Here is a 19299-nt window from a genome sequence, read left to right as displayed (position 1 = left end):
AGGTTTGGTGGTTCCAAATCAAGCAAGCGTAACAACGCTAAAAAGTCTGCCAGTGTTGCCCAAAGGGAGTGGCCAAAACGACTTAAATCTGTGTTGCGCCCTCTGGACATAGAATGACTATGCCTCAGAGTGCGCGTCGTGATCTAAGTCGTTTTGACTCACTCTGAGAGAGCAAACTTCTATGCGAATTGGTATTAGCTTGTTCCTCTTTACCCTATAGCACGGTATCAAAATATCAAGGATATGTGCGCTTTATCATTCCCCGGAAAATCAATGCGAATTAAATTTACGTAAACTTCAGAAAAAACACCTACACAACCGGCGCAATTTCACCTATTTCATTCGAATAAACTGAAAAAATACTACATTGCCTAATTATTAAAATCCTAGATACATCCAATCAAAATAAACAATTTTTTAACTACTTGTTTACATGATGTCATAGCTTTCGATGTTGAATGAGCGCATTAATTATTCACTCCACAGAGAAGACACAATGACAACACACAATAAAAAGCCGGTTTATCTGGCAGTACTACTGGCGTTAAGTAGTCAGGCGATAGCACAATCGACTGAGCAGGCAGACGCAAACCAACCCGCTTATGGCTTCGAAAAAATTGAAGTTACAGCTCAACGAAAATCCGAAAGCATCCAGGATGCTGCATTACCAATCGATGCCATCACTCAAAACGAACTCGCTCGCGACGGTGTTTCCAATGTAATGGGCCTGGCAAAAGTATCACCGTCACTCAGCGTAGTGAGTGGTGGTGGTTCCAACGCCGTATACTTTGTTCGCGGCGTAGGCAACTTTGCGGTGAATGCTTATACCGATCCGGCTCTGGCGTTTAACGTTGACGGTGTTTATATAGGGCGTCCGTCGGCAACAACCGCGTCGTTTCTGGACCTGGAACGCGTAGAGGTATTAAAAGGCCCGCAGGGTACCCTGTATGGTCGAAATGCAACGGCGGGGGCGATTAACATTATCCCTCAAAAGCCTGTTTTGGATGAGCATTCGGCCAGTCTTTCCATTGGCATTGGCAACTATGGCACATTAGAAACTTCAGCCGCCGTTAACTTCCCATTGGCAGATAACTGGGCAGCGCGTGTAGCTGGCGCTACATTGTCAAATGACGGCTACAACGACGATGGCACGGCCTCTACAGATGATGCAGCCCTACGAGCTCAGATTTTGGGCAATATAAGCGACGATTTATCGGTACGCCTGAGTGTAGATTATTCAACTACGCAGGGTACTGGCAGTGCGCCAACCTATTTAGGCACCTATGGATTCCCATTCGCTGGTGTGAGTGATAACCCAAACAATATCCCGGGCTATAATTTTAACCCTGCGCCACAGGAAGTATCTAAACCATTTACTGGCCCGTACACCGATGCGGCCCTCAACTATTTTGCATCGCTATCAACGACACCGGGGTTTACATCTACAACGCCTCAACGCGCGTCTTACCTGGATAACGAGTATGTTGGGATCACTGGCGAAATTAACCTGAAAACAGGCCTGGGTGATTTGGTGATCCTGCCCGCCTATCGCGAAGCCGATATTGATTTAGTATTTGTTAGCCCGGGTTTCCAGGCGGCTGAAAACAATGAACACCACGAGCAATTTAGTCTTGAGTCGCGTTTTTCCTTCACCGCTGGCAATACAGACTGGATTTTAGGCGCGTATTACTTTGACGAAACGGTATCGGGTGCCATGTCGTTCAACCAATACAGTTTGCAATCTACACAAACTATTAACGCATCTGAGTCCACGTCCACTGCGTTGTTTGCCCGCGGCACATATCATGTTAACGACGATCTGCGCTTGGTTGGCGGCATACGCTGGAGCGATGATGAAAAGTCAATGGACGGTGTGGCCAACGTATTCCTGAACGTCTGTATTCGCGAGATGGAAGTCTATCCGGGTGGCCCGGTTATACCTAACTGCGATGGCGCCCCGGTCATTCCGGCTGGATTAACCGTTGAAGAAACGCTGGCACAAATTGATCCTGCCGATCTTCCAGTTGGCGCGCCAGGCATTGGTACGGGCCCGGTTCCCTTTGGTCAAATTCCCCTGTTCCCGGGCGCACCAGACCATCTGCGTGCAAACCTGTTGTTCATCAATCCGACAACGGTGCAACGAACACGTAATGAAAGCGAAATCACCTATCGTATCGCTGCAGAATATGATGCAGCTAAAGACAGTTTACTGTATGCCAGCGTAGAAACCGGATACCGGTCTGGTGGTTTTACGTTAAGTACGGGTAAAGAAGAGTTTGAGCCTGAATTTTTGGACGCCTATACCATCGGCAGCAAAAACCTGTTTATGAACGGTGTGCTCAAGTTCAACGCTGAACTGTTTTACTGGGACTACGAAGATCAACAAGCCAGTCACCTGGGTCTGGACGCCAACGGTAACTCTGCACTGGTTACTGAAAATATCGGCAAATCCAGTATAAAAGGTGCAGAATTTGATATTTGGTATGCGGCTTCTGCCGATCTAACCTTACGCGGTACTCTGCAGTACCTGAATAACACAATTGAACAGTACAGCTACCAGCAACTTACCCCGGATCCAGATGTGCGAGTGGTAACGGGTTGCGACCAAACACTCGTTGAAACCACCGAAAACGGCGGTATCTGGGATGTCGATTGCTCAGGCAAAGAGGGGCGAAACTCTCCAAGGCTGTCGGGCAACCTGGGTATCGATTATCATTTTGAAATGGATGACTGGACAGGCACTTATTCATTAGACGCCCGCTATCGTGATGAACGCTGGATAGGGTTTGATTATCTACCGGTACAACGCGCTGATGCGGTAACTACCATCGATACGTCGCTGCAGTTTGAAACAATGGATGGCGATTGGCAGGTTATGGCCTACGCCCGCAATCTTACCAACGAAGGTGTAGAGTCTATTACTCAAACTCTCGGTTTGGTAGACAACGTAATCTCTACTGTTTACGAACCACCTAGAACAGTGGGCATTCGGGTTAGTTACCACTACTTCTGATTTTTACCAACCGTGACACCGGGGTAACTGCCCCGGTGTTTCTCGTTCGCCTTAACACACTGTTTAAAAATGTGTCTGTCGACACACCTTGTAAAGAATTTACGGTCTGCTTTGCACTGCGCCAATGGTAAAGTGTGGTTAGATTTATCAGCAGGCAAACACATTATGCAATCTACCAAACATCATATTTTTCGTACTATCGCACTGGGATTAACCCTGTCTTTCGTCTTATCTGGCTGTGTTATTCATGTTGGCGGTAATCACCACAGCGACGACTATACAGGTAGTGTGAGTAAGGTATTTGGCGGTATCGATATTGGTGATCATCGCACTGTATCGGATTTATCTACCGTGAATGGTGGAATAGAACTGGGTGATCACGTTAACGCTGGCAGCATCAGCACGGTAAATGGTGGCGTAAGTATTGGTGAACACGATAACGTTGCATCCATCGACGTAGTAAACGGTGACGTAGAGGGTAACGACCATCTCTCCGTTAATCATGACATCACTACAGTTAACGGCGATATCGAATTAAGCAGCCACGCCAAAATTGGTGGCAGTTTAATAACGGTAAACGGCGATATGGATGCTTCTGACATCACAATAGGTGGCAACGTTGAAACGGTAAATGGTGATATCCGCTTTAAAGGTCACTGCCAGATAGACGGTGACATTACCTTCAAACGGCCCAATAAAGGTAACAGCAGCGACACCCCCAGCCTGCATTTGGATGAACACGTTATGCTTATCGGCAATATTATTTTAGAGCGCGATGTAAATTTAACGATCCCAGACAGACTAAAATCCCGTATTCTATGGCAAAATTCTCACCAGTAATGGTTAACTCACGGGTTTTACATAATGGATTTCAATACAATTAGCGTAACCAACAGCAAAGGCCAGTCGGTACCACTTTCAGATTACAACGACAAAGTGCTGTTAATTGTAAATACCGCCAGCAAGTGCGGTTTTACGCCCCAATATGATGGTTTGGAAGCGCTATACAAGGAATACCAGGGCATGGGACTGGAGATTATAGCGTTCCCGTGCAATCAGTTTGGCAAACAGGAGCCAGGCGACAACACAGCCATTCAGGAATTTTGTTCGCTAACGTTTAATGTAACGTTTCCGGTAATGGCAAAAATTGAGGTAAATGGCGATAACACAACGCCGCTTTACCAGTACCTCAAAAAAGCCGCGCCGGGCGTGTTAGGCACTCAGGGTATTAAGTGGAATTTCACCAAGTTTCTGGTGAGCCGCGATCGCAAAACCGTAAAGCGTTATGCCCCTAAAGACAAACCCGAAGCATTGAAGGCCGATATTGAAAGCATGCTGAATATCTAGCAACAACAGGCCCTACGACACCGTATTTTTCACATACGGTGTCTTTCCCTTACCCACTTGCGCTACCCACTAACCCAATTTCATTGGATCTGCGGTTCACCCCAATCCCTCTTAAACTGGTCGTATCTTCTTTATTAACAAGCCAATAACAGTTGTGAGCATCATCTGCTGTGTTAGTCTGGATGCATAACAAGAATGCACCAAGACAAGAGAGCCTAAAAAATGAAAGCGCTTCCAGCTTTTGCTATATCCATGATGCTTATGGGTACCGCCATTCATAGTCATGCCAGCGACAACCAACTTTCTGAGCAAGAACAACAACAGGGATGGCAATTGCTGTTCGACGGTAAGTCCCTATCGCATTGGCGCAATTACCAGCAGCAGGATATCAGCCCCAAGTGGCAAATTCAGGACAACGCCATCACGCTCACAGAAGGCGGTGCAGGTGACATAATTACCCGCCAGCAATACAACAACTTTGAGCTAAAACTGGACTGGAAGATATCCGAAGCCGGTAACAGCGGTATATTTTTCCTGGCCGATGAAACCGGAAAATACGTGTTCTCCCACGCGCCGGAAATTCAGATCATCGACAATGAAAAGCACGCCGACAGTAAACTGGACACCCACCGTTCTGGTTCACTTTACGACATGGTAGCCGCTCCTGAAACCGCTTATAAACCTGCCGGAGAATGGAACACTGTAACCATTTCGCTGAACAACGATGTGCTACAGGTTTGGCAAAATGGCGTCATGACCGTTCACATTGTGATGCACTCTTCCACCTGGGACAAACTGGTTGCTGCCAGTAAATTTGCCAACTGGCAGGGTTTTGCAGAACAAACTCAGGGGCATATTGGCTTGCAGGATCACGGTGACAAAGTGTGGTTTAAGAATATCAAAATCAGGGAGCTGCATTAATGAGCAAAGCGGATTACGACGTACTCATTGTTGGTTCTGGTGCTGGCGGCGCCATGGCAGCTTACGAACTGACCAAAGCAGGCATCAAGGTGCTGCTGCTGGAAGCCGGTCGCCACTATGATCCCAAAACTGAAACCCCCATGTTCAAACGCAATGCAGATGCGCCACTCATGGCGTCTGGCAATACCGATAAAGATTTTGGCTACTATGATGCCACAGTGGACGGCGGATGGACGGTGCCTGATGAGCCCTACACAACCGACGAAGACTCCGAATTTTTGTGGTGGCGGGCTCGCATGCTTGGCGGTCGCACCAACCACTGGGGACGCTATTCTTTGAGGTTTAGTGAGCACGATTTTAAAGGTAAGTCGCGGGATGGACTGGGCGCAGACTGGCCTTTTGAGTACAGTGATATTGCGCCCTGGTACGATAAAACAGAAGCGCTGGTAGGCGTGTGTGGCACCAACACGGGCCTCAACGACATGCCAGATTCCGCGCCAGACGTGTTGCAACCACCACCCGCACCACGCGTGCCGGAATTGCTGGTAGCGGCAGCAGCCAATAAGCTGGGTCTCAAAGCGGTACCCATGCACCGAGCCGTATTAACCCGACCCAAAGACGATCGCGCAGCCTGCTTCTATGCCACGCCATGTGGGCATGGCTGCTCCATTGGAGCGGCATTTCAAACAACCACCTCATTACTACCCATGGCACATAAAACCGGCAATTTAACCGTGATCACCAATGCCATGGTGAAGCAGGTTACTACCGATGCTAACGGACAGGTTACCGGGGTAACCTATATTGATAAAACCAGTAGTGAGCAGTTAACACTCCCTGCCCGGGTGGTTATTTTAGCCGCCAGTGCCTGTGAAAGTGCGCGTATCATGCTCAATTCTGCGTCTGACTCCCATCCCCAGGGACTGGCAAATTCTAGCGGGCAACTGGGTAAGAATCTGATGGATTCTACCGGTGCAGGACTGGGCGCAACCATCCCTGCACTGCGCAATCGCCCTCGCTATAATGAAGACGGACATACCGCCAATCATTTGTTTATTCCCTGGTGGGGCCACAAAGCACAGGAAAACGGCGAACTGAATTTCCCACGGGGTTATCATTTTGAAATAGGCAGCGGATTTCGAGAACCCGGCGCCTGGGTATCGGGCGACTTCAAAGGCTACGGAAAAGCCCTGAAAGACGAAGCCAAAGCCAATTATGGTGCGTCTGTGTATTTTGCACTGCGCGGCGAGATGTTACCTAACACCGACTGTTACATGGACATCGCCCCGGATGTCACCGACAAATGGGGTATTCCGGTTGCACGATTCCATTGGAAATGGTCTGAACACGAATTAAATCAGGTTGCACATGGCCTTAAAACCGCTAAAGACCTTTTGCAAACCATGGGGGCGACAGTAGGTGATTTGCCCTCACCTGAGCAAGCCATTGCCAAAGGCGGGCAAATAATTCATGAAGTGGGCACAACACGCATGGGTGAGTCGAAAGAGGATTCGGTAACTAATCAATGGGGGCAAACCTGGGATTGTCCGAATTTGTTTGTCATGGACGGCGGTGTCTTTGCCTCCAATCCCCATAAAAACTGCACCCTCACCATATTAACGCTGGCAATGCGCAACGCAAACTGGCTGGCCGGTCAACTTCACAAAGGAGCCTTGTAATATGTCGCACTCACACTTCGCATCCAGGCTCCCGCAAATGACTCGCCGCGAGTCTTTGAAGCTTTTCGGGTTAATGGTGGCAGGCGCTGCCGTGCCTGGCCTGGCAGCCTGTACCAGCACACCTGAAACTGGCACAGCAGCGTTGCAAAACGCCACACCACAAGTAGGTCACTGGCCCACTACAGACATACAACCTATCGTGCTAAAAGGTTACGGGAAAGATCCTAATCTCATCATTCCTCCCACGTCGCCCTGGCCAAAAACACTCAGCGAGGCGCAATTACAGATCATTGCCCGTATCAGTACTATGTTGGTACCGGCGGAAAACGGGCAGCCGGGAGCGCTTGAAATAGGCGCACCTCACGTAGTGGATGAATGGATAAGTGCCCCCTACAGCGGGCAGCAGCGCGATCGCGATACCATTTTACGGTTGTTAATCTGGCTGGATGACGAAGCTATGTTACTGCATAGTGAGCCATTTTCAGCACTGGATAATACCCGCCAAATGGCCATTCTGGATACCATTGCATTTGGTACCGAAGATGCGCCGGTTGAATTCCATCCACCGGCTCAGGCATTTAACCGCTTGCGCACATTAATTTTGGCAGCGTATTTTTGTTCTGTGCCCGGCAGCAAGGAAATCGGCTACATGGGTAACGTGGCTATTGCGGGGGATTATCCGGGCCCAACTAAAGAGGCCATGGATCACCTTGATGATGTGCTGGCTTCACTTGGACTCGCGGAGTATGCCTAAACGCCCGTTGGTGGGTAAATTTATTCAGTCATAACGAACGGATTGTTTTCCGTTCGTTATGCTGAGAATTACACTGTAGCATCAAATTTAACGGCTTCAGTTTGGTTTATTTTCAAAACCACGGTGCCAGCCAGTTTGTCATGCCAGCCTTGTTTGCGTTTATCCAACCCCACCCAAATCAAACCCATAAATAATGGAATGGCAGACACATAGTAAGCCAGGTATCGGCCAATATATTGCCCTTTGGTAGGGGCATTTCCGGTCTTTGCATCGACAATCGTTAATTTCAACATCATTTTGCCGGGTGTAGCAGAACGGTAAATCCAAAAAATAATCACCACAATGGCAGGGAGTAAATAATTTATAACCAGATCCCAAAAGCCCAGTATATAGTGTCCGCTGGTCCAGTATTGCAAGCCGTATATAGCGGCCATAAGTGGCCAAATCACAATTAACAATAATACTGAGTCAATTAGCGCCGCGCCTACTCTCAACCAAAACCCAGCATATTCCTGACTCATCGACATTTCTTCTCCTTCATTGAGTGTATAAAAGACTAATTACAGATGGATAGCTCTCGCTAATACATGGCCTTCTGACCTACATAACGGCAAATTAGTTTCCGTGCATTCGCTGCTTTTGTATCATGGATTTACGCTATACTCTGTCGAACAACCGCGCCGAGTAGCCGGATTACTAAAACAAGGATTGAATGCTGTTTATGCAAAACGTTCCCAATTTCTTTTTAATTGGTGCTGCAAAATGTGGAACAACCTCGATTGCAGATTATTTGAATCAACATCCGGAGGTGTATTTCTCCGCCTACAAAGAACCCAATTATTTTGCATTGGTTAACGAAGATTTATCGCACCCAGGGCCGTTGTCGCCAAAAATGAATTTTCATATTCAGTACAGTCGCTCGCTGGTTACTGAAGCAGATTATGAACAGGCTTTTGCGAATGCCGGTGATGCAAAAATTCGCGCCGATGCATCAGTGCGCTATTTGTATTACCCTAAAACTGCACAACGCATTGCCCAGCATGCGCCGGATGCAAAGTTAATTGCAGTCCTGAGGGAGCCGGTGTCCAGACTTTACTCCCATTACTGCATGAATGTGCAATTTCAAACTGAGCCACTGTCGTTACAAAATGCGCTGGAAAGCGAAGACAGCCGTGTAGCTGCGGGATGGGGATGGGACTGGCATTACACGCGATTGGGCAGATACACTGAACAGCTCGAACGATATTATCAGCACTTCGATAAATCCCAGTTATTGGTCATTCTGTACGACGATTTGGTAAAGCACCCTCTTGAGACCTACCACAGGATTTGCCGTCATTTGGGTATCTCAGATACATTTACGCCTGACATGAGTAAACGTGGAAAAGTCCCTACCCAACCCAGAAGCCTGATGTTAGACAGATGGTTAAACTGGCCTGATTCATCGCGCAAAACACTTGAATCCTGGCTTCCTCCGCGGATAACGACCAAAATTACACAGACTTTGAGCGAAATAAACAACAAAGCCGTCCCTAAATTATCGCCGAGCTTGCATCAGGAACTAGCGAGTTTGTTCTACGACGAAGCAACCAAACTGGAAACATTATTGGAGCGGAAAATCCCTTGGTACAAATCGTCTTGATAGCATAGCACTGGCTTAATGATTTGCGCCCCAAACCTGCCATAATTCGTCATAGTTTGTTGCTACTAATCCATGTTCAGTGCCTCATGGTGACACTTTTGTTTGATTCAATGACATCATTGTTCATTCACTTGTTGTCACTATGTACCCAAAACGTATCCCCAAGCACCTGATCTTCGACCCGCACCCCAAACGCAAATCCAAAACCTGGCTGTGGTGGCTGCTAGCCATTGCGCTTGCGGCGGTGGTTTCCTTGTTCAGTATTGAAGTACTGGCAGCGCCAAATGACAGCGAACATGCGGGCCAGCTCACCTTTTCCGATGAAAGCGGACAGCGGTTGCCTTCATTGCACCTCGAAACAGTGGTAACGGCATCTATTAGTGGTCTGGTGGTAACCACCGACTATATTCAGCGATTTAAAAATAATTCGGATCAGTGGGTAGAAGGCGTGTATGTGTTTCCACTACCTGAAATGGCTGCTGTGCAGCGACTTGAGATGAAGGTTGGTGAGCGGCGCATTATTGGCGAAGTAAAAGAGCGGGCAAGCGCAGAAACCTTGTATAAAAAGGCCCGTTCAGAAGGCAAACGTGCCGCGCTCACGTTGCAACAGCGCGATAACCTGTTTACGCAAAAGGTCGCCAATATTGGCCCGCGTCAAGAAATAGAAATCAAATTAACCTTTATCGATACCGTTAAGTACCAGGCCGGAGTATTTGAATGGCGGCTGCCTACTACCCTCACGCCACGCTACATACCTGGTATATCTCTGCCCGCAGAAGCAACACATAACAACACCAGTAGCACCATAAATACCAGCCCTTTTGGCTGGGCAACCGCTACGGATTTGGTGCCTGATGCTCCCGACATTACACCAGCCATGATCGCCGCACCGGTCTATGGCTTGCAGAATCCGCTGCAGCTCAACCTTTCCCTTCAAGCCGGTATGGAACTAGCCTCAATTGAAGGCCTTTATCACAACATAGAGGTAATAAAGCAGCCTGAACAATATCACATTAAGTTTACTAACGACCTGGTAGAAATGGATCGGGATGTCGTGTTGCAGTGGACACCGGTAACCTCATCGCAGCCTCGAGCAGCAGTATTCCAGCAACAAACCGATGGCGACACCTATGCCATGGTAATGATGATCCCACCTAATGCGCCGGTAAAACAGGCACTGTCCAAAGACATCATTTTTGTTATCGATACGTCTGGCTCCATGCAGGGTAATTCCATGATCCAGGCCAAATCCAGCCTGGCGCTGGCAGTTGATCAACTCTCCCCCAACGACCGCTTTAACATTATTGCGTTTAGTGATCGGGTGCAGCGTTTTAATGATCGCACCGTGCTTGCCAGTGCCGATCTCAAACACATTGCCAAACAATGGATTGCCTCGCTTGAAGCGGATGGCGGTACCGAAATGTACCCAGCCTTGCAGGAAGCTTACGGCCAGCTTGCGCAATCGGAACGCTTGCAGCAAATCGTATTTATTACCGATGGCGCAATCGGCAACGAAGAAATGCTGTTTAACTTAATAACCGAACCCGGCCACAACGCACGATTATTCACCGTTGGCATAGGCAGTGCACCCAATGCGTTTTTTATGACAAAGGCGGCGCAATTAGGCCGTGGTAGTTATGAGTTAATCGGCTACCGCGATGATGTGTACGGCAAAATGTCACGTTTGTTTAATAAGCTCAATCATGTTGCGGCCACCAATATCAACATTAACTGGCCACAGGAAGTAGAGCCCTACCCTTCACAGTCTGCGGATTTATTTCATTCTGAAGCGCTGTTGGCCTTCGCAAAACTATCTCAACCTCTGCAACACATCAATATTAGCGGCAATACCGCGCAGCAGCCCTGGCAAACCACTATTCAGGCCAATAACGCCGTTTCTACAACCGGGATTGGCGCGCTGTGGGCCAGGCACAAAGTGGCTGATATTGAAGATCAGGGCAGACGTGGCCAGCTAACCAACGACTCAGTGCGCGATGCGATATTAGACGTGGCATTAACCCACAGCCTGCTTACCCGTTTTACCGCATTGATAGCCATTGAAGACACGCCTGTAAGGCCGCAGTTGTTGCCGCTATTTGGTGAGCCCGTTGCCAATGTTATGCCCGATGGCGCATTGCAGCAGCGCATGCAATTTGCCAATACCGCTACCTCTGCAACGTTAACCTTCTGGCTGGGTCTTTGGGGTGTGTTGGCCATGTTTATTCTGCATTTCAATCGGGTACGTTCAGCGTGATTAGTTTAACCCGTTTTCAGAAACCGGCAATCCAGGTCAAGCGTCATTCAGCGAAGCTGTTCAGTTTGTTACTTTGTGCGTTTGTACTGGTGTGTTGGGGGAACACGCTTTGGATAAACGCCAAAGCCAGTGTGGCGCAGTATCTGATTGCCGATGCCTGGCAGCAAACCCTGCACACAGGGCAACATACCAGACCCTGGGCCTGGGCCGACACCTGGCCAGTAGCAAAGCTCGTATTTCCCGGGCAAGCAACATCACTCTATGTCTTATCCGGCAGCCATGGTACCAGCCTGGCTTTTGGCCCTGGCCATGCAGACGGTACAGCCCTGCCAGGAGAGCCGGGCACGGCTGTTATTCATGGTCACAGAGACACGCATTTTGCAGCGCTTGCCAATTTAACCATTGGAGATATTTTGAGGGTCCAGATACGGTCTGGCATCTGGATTCAATACACCATTGCAGATATTTTTGTCGTTGATACCCGCACAAACAACTGGTCAATTAATCCCACAGACGAAGCACTGTATCTGATTACCTGCTATCCCTTCGATGATCTCAATGTGAATCCACCACTTCGGTATATAGTGCAAGCCAAACAGTTAAACAATTAATAGCCTTCAGCCTTTCGCCAGTCTGTTAGTCTTTCGTTGCTATAAGGGTGACTCTGCAATCATACCGTGCATAGTCAGCCAGCGGCTGAAGGCGTTAAACCAACCCGTACTGGTTGTTTCTTTTTGATACATGCCGAAACCGTGACCACCTTGTTCATAAAAGTGGAATTCCACTGGTCTTTTAGCCTTGCTCCAACTTTCGATTAATCCAAAGTCATTGCCAGAAAAAATGGGATCATCCGCAGCAATAGCAACAAATAAAGGCGGCGCATTGGCAGGTGTATTTACCGCGCCCAAAGGACCATAGATATTCGCTATAAAAGCCGGCTGTGATTCATCAACAAGCAAGGTAGTAGACAGTGTCAGCATTGCACCGGCTGAAAATCCAATCATGCCTACCCTGTCCGGATCCACATGCCATTCATCGGCGCGTTTTCTTATGAGCGCAAAAGCGGCTTTTGCATCTTCCAGTTGCGGTGCAATAGCTTGTTTCATCTCGTCAGGATTAAACGTTGGCCGTTTGCGTGCTGCATTCGAAAACATGCTTGTCATCGCGTGCTGAAAATCGCTTAATTCTTTAGGCGTTTCGTTTAGCCGGTATTTTAAAACAAATGCGGCTATTCCTTGCTCGGCCAACGCGGTGGCCACCTGCCAGCCTTCATTATCCATGGATAAGCTTCGAAAACCGCCCCCAGGCGCAACGATGACCGCAGCACCTGTCGCATTCGCAGGATCAGGAAGTACAGGTGTCAACGTTGCCACTGTCACGTTTCGAACAAACCGACTACCGTATTGGGTGTACCAGGATTCCTCTACTGAGTGGTCACTGCTCAAAGACGTTCCAAGTTCGATTGCATTTGGCTGAGCGGGCTCTGCAATGATGGTCATTTCATCATTTGTCTGAGCACCTACAGCGTATGACGTTAAGCCCACCAGAAAAAGGACGTTAGTAAGTAAAAACCGGCCTTTTGCTAAGGCTAAAAAATGGAATTTCAACATGATAATTTTTCATTCTCAATTAATGGCACATCCGGTTTCAAACTTGAAAGCCAGGATATGCATGTAAAACGATACTAAATTCAAGTAAGCTATCTGGAAGTACGCACTATAGGTTTAATGGTGCCATCGTCATTAAAGTACACTCTGTCTATGCAAACTGAACGCCGATAACTTCCTCCACCGGGTAATTGGGCATTGTGATAGGCAAGATAGGTACTTCCTTTAAAGTCGAACATAGCAGGATGAATAGTAGTAGTACCCGCTAATGGTTCCATTATGATGCCTTGGTACTCCCATGGACCGGTAACCGACTGACTTGTTGCATAGGCAAGGCTTTCTGGAAATCCCGCGGCATAAACTAAATAATACAGTCCGTTGTGCTTGGACACATAAGGTGCTTCTTCAAAGTTAGGTAAGGTATCAACGGCGTGAATTTCCACTTTACTTGTATTGCGGCTCAGCATTATTCCCTGCTGATCACTTTCATACTGCTCCCCTTTGAGATGAACGAGATCTGCGTCTAATTCAACCCACCACAATTGTTTGTTTCCCCAATATAAGTAAGCACGACCATCATCATCCACAAAGACTGCTGGATCGATGTTTCGCCATGAGTGGTCTTTATATTGCGCCGTATCTTCTAATCTGATGAGAGGCATTCCACGGGGGTCGGTAAATGGCCCTTCTGGACTGTCAGATACCGCGACCCCTATTGCGAAGCCAAATTCCCCGTCTACTTGTCCACCTTCCACTGTAGCGTAAAAGTAATATTGTGATTTTCCGTGACTATCCTTACGGTGAATCACGTGATGAGCGTAGGCATTACCCGTTTTCGTGTCACCTCTGGCCCAAGCGAAGTCTGAGTACGTTAAAACGGCTCCTCTGTTATTCCAATGCTCAAGATCATCGCTTGACCAAAGGCGATAATCGTACATACGGTAATCTTGCCCTTCCGGTGATTGTTCATCATGAGTTGAATAGAGGTAAACCGTGCCGTCTTTCACCATAACCGCCGGATCAGCGGTATAAATGAGGTCACCAGGTGTTCTTGTCGGGTCCGGGCTGTCGTATTTTATTATCGGATTATCAAATACAACTGGCGGTGCTGCTGTATTTGCTCGTTGCTGACTACAGGCGCTTAGAGAGACTAAAACAGCTAGTAAGCAGATTGGCGTGACTAATTTAAATTGATTGCAACAAGGCAAGTACATGGACTCCTCCGTATTAATAAGTGACACGCCATTAGTTTGTTAAAACTTTTAACAAACTAATACAGCAAAACCATTACGAATCCACACAGTAAACTTACCTTATTTCGCGACACATCAGGCGTTTGATACACCGTTTGCCTTATTGCACAGATATTCTGCCACCACCAAAACCATGAACATTACTCATCATTCAATGAAATAAAACCATTTTTTTTCATGATAGGTTGCGCGTATAACTTACACCGTGGTCTTGCAACCGGCCTGCACAATTGCACTGGGTTTAGCGGCTAGGCACACATCATAGGTTATATCTCACCAGAGAAACGGGCAGAACATCATGAAGACAGATTTTACGTTTACCATTAAAAGCGTGTGCTTTGATGAGCACTATCAACCAGCAGACAACACCCGTATCACCACCAATTTTGCGAACCTGGCGCGCGGCGACAAACGACAGGACAATCTTCGCAACGCATTGCGCATGGTGAATAACCGCTTTAACGCACTGGCTAACTGGGACAACCCGACCGGCGACCGTTATGCCGTTGAACTTGAAATTATTTCGGTAGAAATGGATGTTGCGGGCAGCGGCCACGCCTTTCCGTCTATTGAGATCCTGAAAACGAATATTCTGGATCACCAAACCCAGGAGCGGATAGAAGGTATTGTTGGCAACAACTTTTCTTCTTATGTACGCGACTACGATTTCAGCGTGTTATTGCAAAATCACAATAAGAATCAGCCGCAGTTTAGCGTGCCGGGTAACTTTGGCGATCTACATGGCAAACTGTTTCAACACTTCGTGAGTTCGCAGGCATACAAAGCGCACTTTAAAAAGTTGCCGGTGATCTGTCTTAGCGTGTCAGACAATAAGGTGTATTACCGCACCGAAAACCAGCATCCGGTTTTGGGTGTTGAGTACCTCGCCAATGAGTCGTCACTTACCGAGCAATACTTTAAAAAGATGGGGCTAAAAGTGCGTTACTTCATGCCACCCAACAGCGTGGCACCGCTGGCGTTTTATTTCTTTGGTGATTTGCTTAACCACTACACCAACCTGGAATTGATCAGCACCATTAGCACCATGGAAACGTTTCAGAAGATTTACCGCCCGGAGATATACAACGCTAACGCTGCAGCGGGTAAATGCTATCAGCCAACACTGAACAACGCTGATCATTCCATTACGCACATCGTGTACGACCGGGAAGAGCGCAGCCGCTTAGCCATTGCCCAGGGCAAATTTGCCGAGGAGCATTTTATTAAGCCGTACCAGCACATCCTTGAACAGTGGTCTGCCAGCCACGCCTAACACAGAATAACGAGAAGCATCATGAAAACACTGTTACCTACTTCAACGGCTGGCAGCTTGCCTAAGCCATCCTGGTTAGCCGAACCTGAAACACTGTGGTCGCCCTGGAAGTTATCTGATCAGGCCCTAACAGAAGGCAAAAAAGACGCACTGGGATTATCCTTGCAGGCACAACAACAAGCCGGTATTGATATCGTGAGTGACGGCGAACAAACTCGCCAGCACTTTGTCACGACCTTTATTGAACACCTGAATGGCGTGGATTTTGAACATCGCAAAACCGTCACCATTCGCAACCGTTACGAAGCCAGCGTGCCTACCGTAGTTGGCCCGGTATCGCGCTCAAAATCGGTGTTTGCAGACGATGCCAGATTGCTGCGTCAGCAAACCAGCCAGCCCATAAAATGGGCGTTACCTGGCCCAATGACCATGATAGATACATTGTACGACAACCATTATAAAAGCCGCGAAAAACTGGCCTGGGAATTTGCCAAAATTCTTAACGAAGAAGCCAAGGAGCTCGAAGCAGCAGGCGTGGATATTATTCAGTTTGACGAACCGGCGTTTAACGTATTTTTCGATGACGTGAACGACTGGGGTATCGCTGCGCTGGAGCGAGCGGTAGAAGGCTTAACGTGCCAAACAGCGGTACATATTTGCTACGGGTACGGCATTAAAGCCAATACCGACTGGAAGAAAACGCTGGGTACAGAATGGCGACAATACGAAGCAGTATTTCCTAAATTACAGCAATCCAGCATCGATATTATTTCTCTGGAGTGTCATAACTCTCATGTACCCATTGAGTTGCTGGAATTGATACGCGGCAAAAAAGTTATGGTGGGTGCAATAGATGTAGCCAATCACGCAATTGAAACCCCGGAAGAAGTGGCGGCTACCCTGCGCAAAGCACTGCAGTTTGTAGATGCTGAGAATTTGTATCCGTGCACAAACTGCGGTATGGCGCCGTTGCCCAGACATATTGCCAATGCGAAGTTGAGCGCCTTGAGTGCGGGAGCAGCCATCGTACGACAAGAGCTACAATCAAACTGCCTATGATTGCTGTTAATTGAAGAACGGTTGCGCGGTAATGAGGTATACAATGACCGCATTACCGCCACCATAGTTAAAGGCGTCAGAAACCCCGCCAATTAAATTACCGACGCGGGGATCTCGGTTACCAGCCAACCTATTACAGTTAACGCCCCCGCATACATCAGCATTCCGGCAACATTGCCAGTCAATGCCATAGGAATAAACGGCAACGCCAAACTCCACGCCAGCGCTTTACGTACTGCCAGCGGCAAGCCTGCCCGCGTGGTTTTACCACTCACTTTCTGGTGCAGCTGGCGACGACGTGGATCCGAATAAGCCAACACGCCAATAATCACCAGGCTAAACAGAATATACGGCAACGTGGCAATAAGATGATTCATTTTGCTACTCCCGCGGTATCATTCAGTGATTCGTCATGAACTATCGCATCAGCATCGTTGGTATTACTTTGCTGCGCCTCGCTGCTCACATAAATGCGATGGAAACACCAGCCACTGCAAAGCAGTAAAACCGCATCGATAAACATCAGCGACACATTGCCCTGCTCTATCGCCTGTAACCAGCCAAATTCAGACGTAAGGTAACGAGTTACCGGCAACAACAGGCACAACAGGCCGTTTGCTGCTAATAGCAAATTCTGTAATCGCACAATGGATTTTACCGTTAAGGCCAAAATAGACACCATTGCCGCAGCCAGCACAAATGCCAGAGGTGTCCACACACTCTGATTGGCCACTAATGCACCACTGACAAAAAAGCCGAGCGCACTGCTCAGCGAACACAAAGGTAAGCCACAGAATCCCCACACGCACAGCCTGCTGAACCAACGCCAGCCTGACGCCTGTTTTTCATTTCGGAACGCATATAACTGCAGGCCGGTAACGATAACATAGCAAGACGCCACCCCCAGGCTTATCCAAATGATTTTCGACATAAAGCCAGCAAACGTACCAAAATGCACAGGGTAAATAAGCGACATGATCACACTGCCTGCCGACGGCACCGTGCCCACCTGAGGTTTGGATTCAACAAAGTCGCCATTAGTTGCGTTATATACCAGTTGGGCAAATCCCACTTCCCCGTCGGATGGCATAAAAAACGCCATCATACTGGCCGATTCCGTGCCCCAGTGCGAAATGGCAATAAACGTGGGCACTGCGGATTGGCGGCTAACTGCATCGCTCAGCATGGTATCAACACTGGCAGATGGCTGAGGTGCCTCGCTCTTGTGTTGTTGCTCCCCTACCAGCGTATGCATCATGGCTTCCTGATCACCACCAAAGGCCACTACTGCCATGGCTGGCAAACCAAAGGCCGTGGCAAAGCTGAAAAAGCTGCCGGTAAAGGCAAGCAAGATTGCAAAAGGAATACTCCAGGTACCGGCAACGGTATGCGAGTCTCGCTTGAGTGATTTTCCATCGCGCTGCTTTCTGATGGTAAATAAATCGGTGAATAAATGGCGGTGCATCATGAATCCTGACACTGCCGCTATGAGCATGGCCAAACCAAGAATACCGGTTAAAATCAAGCCCCAGGGAGCAGGTAAATGCAATTCGGTATGAATAGATACCAAAAACCGGCTTAATGCATAACTGTCGTCCTGGGCATAGATATCGCTGCCAAATCCTTCCTGCTGTTGTGCGATGTTGCCGTTGGCATTCACCTTATACTGCACGCCGTATTCATCCATATCGCCGTCGGGATTTTGTTTGTGCGTATGAAAGAAGAACACCAGATTTTGCCGGTGGTCCTCATAGGCTGAAATTTCTTCCAGGTAGTCACTGTTAGTTTGCGCAGCAAGCTTAGATAGCACCTCATCTACATTTTGTGTAGCCAGCAATTGTTGATGCTGATTGCTGTTCGACCATTCGCCGACTTCGTCGGATACAACGGCCACCGTGCCGGTAAAAATAACCGCGTACAACAGTATGCCCAGTGCAATGCCCGACCAGGAATGCAAATTCAGCAGTGCCTTAGCCTTCGAACGCGGTTGCGATTCAGTTACATTACTCATGGTTGCCCCCAGAATTGCCAGGCCAGCACGGCGCTGTTAAGGATCAGTAAGCCACTCAGTATCCACCATGCCTGGTGCATCTGGCGGGTGAGATAGGTGTAGAAAAACAACACGGCCCAAATGAGTGGAAACATCACCAGCGGCATAATGATGTTGTTAACGTTTCCCGCGCCGGGCGGAAACCACGCGGCCATGGCCAGCATAACCACCAGCGACACAATGAGTGTTGCCGGGCCTGATAACCAAAAGCGCGGATAGTTCAGGAATCGAAGTACACGATAGTGTTCTTTCATACCGTTTTCCTTGTGATTAGTATTTACCTACTGCATAAAATGCATCACTGTAAAACGCGAAAACGCCCGGTGTGTTCATCGGGCGTTTTTTTACCTGTTCAGGTGGGTTAACCCAAAACAGATTCGGGTAACTTAGTAGGTCCAGTTCAGCGTCAGACTGTAGTTTACTGGCGAACCGTAAAACGCTTGCTCT

General features: G+C 48.2%; 17 protein-coding genes. 11 read left to right on the top strand and 6 right to left on the bottom strand.

Annotated elements, in window-relative coordinates:
• Positions 1 to 496 precede the first annotated feature (496 nt).
• The 6 genes from ACLR2L_RS11095 to ACLR2L_RS11070 all read left to right on the top strand — a co-directional run bounded on the left by ACLR2L_RS11095 (position 497) and on the right by ACLR2L_RS11070 (position 7714).
• Positions 497 to 3013: a TonB-dependent receptor gene (locus tag ACLR2L_RS11095; RefSeq protein ID WP_413368240.1), complete on the top strand. Its 2517-nt coding sequence runs from the start codon at positions 497 to 499 to the stop codon at positions 3011 to 3013.
• Positions 3014 to 3178: 165 nt separating this feature from the next.
• A complete protein-coding gene (locus ACLR2L_RS11090; protein WP_413368238.1) occupies positions 3179 to 3853 on the top strand; it encodes a hypothetical protein in 675 nt (224 codons plus the stop codon).
• A gap of 24 nt (positions 3854 to 3877) precedes the next feature.
• Positions 3878 to 4360, top strand: a complete 483-nt coding sequence (locus tag ACLR2L_RS11085) for a glutathione peroxidase (RefSeq protein WP_413368236.1) — start codon at positions 3878 to 3880, stop codon at positions 4358 to 4360.
• A 222-nt stretch (positions 4361 to 4582) separates the two neighbouring features.
• The gene (locus tag ACLR2L_RS11080) at positions 4583 to 5281 is read left to right on the top strand and encodes a DUF1080 domain-containing protein (protein WP_413368234.1); all 699 of its coding nucleotides are present in this window, start codon (positions 4583 to 4585) and stop codon (positions 5279 to 5281) included.
• Positions 5281 to 6960, top strand: coding sequence for a GMC family oxidoreductase (locus ACLR2L_RS11075; protein ID WP_413368232.1), 1680 nt, complete (start codon positions 5281 to 5283; stop codon positions 6958 to 6960). The genes ACLR2L_RS11080 and ACLR2L_RS11075 overlap by 1 nt, the downstream gene beginning before the upstream one ends.
• Position 6961: 1 nt before the next feature.
• A complete protein-coding gene (locus ACLR2L_RS11070) occupies positions 6962 to 7714 on the top strand; it encodes a gluconate 2-dehydrogenase subunit 3 family protein (protein WP_413368230.1) in 753 nt (250 codons plus the stop codon).
• A 68-nt stretch (positions 7715 to 7782) separates the two neighbouring features.
• Here the strand turns inward: ACLR2L_RS11070 and ACLR2L_RS11065 are convergent, their stop codons facing one another.
• Positions 7783 to 8241 carry an RDD family protein gene (locus ACLR2L_RS11065; protein ID WP_413368228.1) on the bottom strand — a complete coding sequence of 153 codons (459 nt, stop codon included), beginning with the start codon at positions 8239 to 8241 and terminating at the stop codon, positions 7783 to 7785.
• A 194-nt stretch (positions 8242 to 8435) separates the two neighbouring features.
• Here ACLR2L_RS11065 and ACLR2L_RS11060 point away from each other — a divergent pair, with 194 nt between their 5' ends.
• The 3 genes from ACLR2L_RS11060 to ACLR2L_RS11050 all read left to right on the top strand — a co-directional run bounded on the left by ACLR2L_RS11060 (position 8436) and on the right by ACLR2L_RS11050 (position 12221).
• Positions 8436 to 9356, top strand: a complete 921-nt coding sequence (locus tag ACLR2L_RS11060; RefSeq protein WP_413368226.1) for a sulfotransferase family protein — start codon at positions 8436 to 8438, stop codon at positions 9354 to 9356.
• 142 nt (positions 9357 to 9498) lie between these two features.
• Positions 9499 to 11610 carry a marine proteobacterial sortase target protein gene (locus tag ACLR2L_RS11055; protein WP_413368224.1) on the top strand — a complete coding sequence of 704 codons (2112 nt, stop codon included), beginning with the start codon at positions 9499 to 9501 and terminating at the stop codon, positions 11608 to 11610.
• Complete coding sequence (locus tag ACLR2L_RS11050; RefSeq protein ID WP_413368222.1) at positions 11607 to 12221, top strand: class GN sortase; 615 nt, start codon at positions 11607 to 11609, stop codon at positions 12219 to 12221. Before ACLR2L_RS11055 ends, ACLR2L_RS11050 begins: the two co-directional genes overlap by 4 nt.
• Before the next feature lie 39 nt (positions 12222 to 12260).
• Here the strand turns inward: ACLR2L_RS11050 and ACLR2L_RS11045 are convergent, their stop codons facing one another.
• Together ACLR2L_RS11045 and ACLR2L_RS11040 are read right to left on the bottom strand one after the other, a co-directional pair.
• Positions 12261 to 13220 carry an alpha/beta hydrolase gene (locus tag ACLR2L_RS11045; RefSeq protein WP_413368220.1) on the bottom strand — a complete coding sequence of 320 codons (960 nt, stop codon included), beginning with the start codon at positions 13218 to 13220 and terminating at the stop codon, positions 12261 to 12263.
• 89 nt (positions 13221 to 13309) lie between these two features.
• The gene (locus ACLR2L_RS11040) at positions 13310 to 14431 is read right to left on the bottom strand and encodes a glycoside hydrolase family 43 protein (RefSeq protein ID WP_413368218.1); all 1122 of its coding nucleotides are present in this window, start codon (positions 14429 to 14431) and stop codon (positions 13310 to 13312) included.
• A 337-nt stretch (positions 14432 to 14768) separates the two neighbouring features.
• Between ACLR2L_RS11040 and ACLR2L_RS11035 the strand changes: the two genes are divergently transcribed.
• Entirely contained in the window at positions 14769 to 15743 is a 975-nt protein-coding gene (locus ACLR2L_RS11035; protein ID WP_413368216.1) for a DUF1852 domain-containing protein, read from the top strand.
• A gap of 21 nt (positions 15744 to 15764) precedes the next feature.
• The gene (locus ACLR2L_RS11030) at positions 15765 to 16802 is read left to right on the top strand and encodes a methionine synthase (RefSeq protein ID WP_413368214.1); all 1038 of its coding nucleotides are present in this window, start codon (positions 15765 to 15767) and stop codon (positions 16800 to 16802) included.
• Between the two features lie 92 nt (positions 16803 to 16894).
• Here the strand turns inward: ACLR2L_RS11030 and ACLR2L_RS11025 are convergent, their stop codons facing one another.
• Genes ACLR2L_RS11025 through ACLR2L_RS11015 form a run of 3 tightly spaced genes read right to left on the bottom strand, consistent with a single transcriptional unit; the run spans position 16895 to position 19106 of the window.
• Positions 16895 to 17179: a hypothetical protein gene (locus ACLR2L_RS11025; RefSeq protein ID WP_413368212.1), complete on the bottom strand. Its 285-nt coding sequence runs from the start codon at positions 17177 to 17179 to the stop codon at positions 16895 to 16897.
• Entirely contained in the window at positions 17176 to 18813 is a 1638-nt protein-coding gene (locus ACLR2L_RS11020) for a PepSY-associated TM helix domain-containing protein (RefSeq protein ID WP_413368210.1), read from the bottom strand. Before ACLR2L_RS11020 ends, ACLR2L_RS11025 begins: the two co-directional genes overlap by 4 nt.
• Positions 18810 to 19106, bottom strand: coding sequence for a hypothetical protein (locus ACLR2L_RS11015; RefSeq protein WP_413368208.1), 297 nt, complete (start codon positions 19104 to 19106; stop codon positions 18810 to 18812). The genes ACLR2L_RS11020 and ACLR2L_RS11015 overlap by 4 nt, the downstream gene beginning before the upstream one ends.
• Positions 19107 to 19299: the final 193 nt, after the last annotated feature.

It is taken from the genome of Alteromonas sp. AMM-1, from assembly GCF_047290655.1.
Classification (GTDB): Bacteria; Pseudomonadota; Gammaproteobacteria; order Enterobacterales; family Alteromonadaceae; genus Alteromonas; species Alteromonas mangrovi.
This window is presented reverse-complemented; position numbering and strand designations above follow the sequence as displayed.